This is a genomic window from Streptococcus pseudopneumoniae (assembly GCF_001072315.1).
In the GTDB taxonomy this organism is placed as follows: domain Bacteria; phylum Bacillota; class Bacilli; order Lactobacillales; family Streptococcaceae; genus Streptococcus; species Streptococcus pseudopneumoniae_R.
Genome location: NZ_JVLI01000078.1, coordinates 1 through 2402 on the forward strand (window position 1 = coordinate 1; position 2402 = coordinate 2402).

Here is a 2402-nt window from a genome sequence, read left to right on the forward strand (position 1 = left end):
ACTTGTCGGCATTAAAAATTGGCCACTAGATACAGGTGGGCGCTATATTGTCATTTGTTATAAAGCGACTGAGTTCTCTGGTACTCTTCGCTCTTCAGAAGAAGGAGAAGTTTCTTGGGTGCAAAAAGACCAGATTCCAAACTTGGATCTGGCTTATGATATGCTACCTTTGATGGAGATGATGGAAGCTCCGGACAAATCTGAATTTTTCTACCCTCGCCGTACAGAAGACGATTGGGAAAAGAAAATCTTCTAGTCTTTTACTAAATAACCGAGCTGATCCAAGGCCTCCTTGATATAGCGGAGGTCTTGTTGTGTTTCCTGTCTAATAGTAATAGAAGATTAGGAAAAAAGTATATATACTTGCTAAAATTAAATGCTAAATTAGAAAAAATATATGGGTTATACTGTTAATTTTTCTAAGAAAGATGTAAAATAGAAAGTGTACTATGTTTTTAAAACAGTGTGGTACCCAAAATTAAAAAAGCATATCCTTTCCTTAAATTACTAAAATATTTAAGGGGGGGGGTATTTTTTAGTACCTCTAAAATAAAAATAGGAGAGAGGCGATTAGATGAGAAAATCATATCGTGAAGTGAACGGAGAAAAGGTATTCCGTTATTCTATTCGTAAGTACCATTTTGGTGCTGCAAGTGTTGCCGTAGCAGCATTAATGTTTTTTGCAAATGGTGCGGTTAAGGCAGACACTTTACCAGTATCACCTGCTACGGCGAATACTGAAAAGGTAAATGTTGGTGTTACGGAACTGACAGAAGGAGTTCCACCTAAAGAGAATCCTATAGAGAAATCAAAAGAGGAAGTAGTGGGTGATAAAACACCAGTTGCTCAGAAGCTAGTGGATAAGTCTCCTCTCGTTCAGGCTATTAGTGAACTTCAAGCTGCGATTGCAAAAGTAGACGAGGAAAGTTTAGTAAGTTTATCTAATCAACTTACTAAATTAACCGATGAAAATAACCGTTTACTTAATGGAGAAAATACTTCTGAGGAAGCGATTGCAAGTCAAGTAAGTCGAGTTCAATTTCTTACAGAGCAAGTGCGTCTACTTAAGTCTAAGACTAAAGATAAAGCTTCTAACAAGGAAGATGGATCTGGTTCTAAAGCTCAAGATAAAAAAGAGGTTGAAGTATCAGAGAATGCTGTGACACTTGTTAATCAGACTGAAGAAATCAAAAAATCTGTAAAAGATGTCAAAGTCGAGGAAGTGTTCACTAATAAAACCAAATTGGAAACGCTTTTAAAAGAAATTGACAAATTAGATCCAGAAAAATACACTGAGGATTCAGTAAAGGGATTAAAAGAAAAAGTTGCAAAAGCTAAAGAAGTATTAACAATTGCTAAAAATCAAGAGGAAGTTAATTCGGTATATAAAGAGTTAGTTAATTACAAAAACAGTAGTTTAAGACGTGTGAAAATGACTCATAAACCACTAGAGGAAAACACTCCTAAACTAGATACAACAAATGGTAAAGAAACAGTAGGGAAGAAAGCCCAAAATACTGAGCCAAATGATAGGAATATCGCAGGACATAATCATATCTTGAATGGGATTACTTTACCTGAAGGTAGTGGACTACGAGCTGCACCTAAACCAGAATTAGCTGATGTTCAAATTGGACGATGGAATGGAACTAGACGAACGTTTGATAGTTCGAATGTATTTGTAACACCTGCCAACCAAGGGATAGTTGGAAACGTTATGAAAATTAAAGCTATTTCTGCCAGTGATAATTTTACAAATATTGAAGTTACAGGTAATCAGGGATTCCCATTACAAGTAAAAAAGAACATCAAAGGTAAAGAAGCAGAGTTATATTTTGAGGGGAATACACCATCTAATGGTTCTTGGAATATGACGGTGACAGCCACTACTGCTAAAGGAACGAAAAGTTTTAATTTTGGATATTATACTGCTTTAAGAAAACCTACTATTCTAACACAAAATACTGCTTTAGAGGGGAAAGCTAAAGAAAAACCAACCATTGAAGTAGAAGTTCCTACATTTTCTCCAGCACCAACTGGGTCAAAATTTAAAGTTTACCTAGTCAGAGGAGGAAGTACAAATGGATGGGATAATAGTGGTAATGCTTATCCTTCAGGATATTCTGTTTTAGCTTCGGCTGATGTTGTTGCTTCTACTGGGGGAAAAGGAACTGCAATTATCAATGCAAGTAATTATAGAGTTAGTGAGCTGGGGACTACAGCTTTTAAAGCGATAACTGTAATAGAGTTAAATGGAAGAGAGAATGATACTGACCCAGGTGAACGTGGATCATGGTTTAGTGATGAAAGAAGAGCTACAGAGAGACTTGCTAATAAGTCAGCGTTAACGACAGCACTTTCAGGTGAAACAACAACGAAAGCAAGTTCAGCTTACTATAATG

The 2402-nt window shown here is 36.2% G+C and carries 2 protein-coding genes and 1 pseudogene; 2 read left to right on the forward strand and 1 reads right to left on the reverse strand.

All coding sequences use genetic code 11. From position 1 onward, the window contains the following. Positions 1–256 (forward strand): hypothetical protein (locus ADH54_RS03590; protein ID WP_049524073.1); only part of this gene is annotated, 256 nt, incomplete at its 5' end. Here the strand turns inward: ADH54_RS03590 and ADH54_RS11805 are convergent. Beyond that, positions 253–330, reverse strand: a pseudogene (locus tag ADH54_RS11805) (DNA-binding transcriptional regulator); the annotation flags it as partial. The gene ADH54_RS03590 and the pseudogene ADH54_RS11805 sit on opposite strands and share 4 nt — an antisense overlap. Before the next feature lie 244 nt (positions 331–574). On the opposite strand from ADH54_RS11805, the gene ADH54_RS12040 reads away from it, so the two are divergent. Further along, positions 575–2402: YSIRK-type signal peptide-containing protein (locus ADH54_RS12040; RefSeq protein ID WP_161800812.1), on the forward strand; the 1828-nt coding region annotated here is incomplete at its 3' end.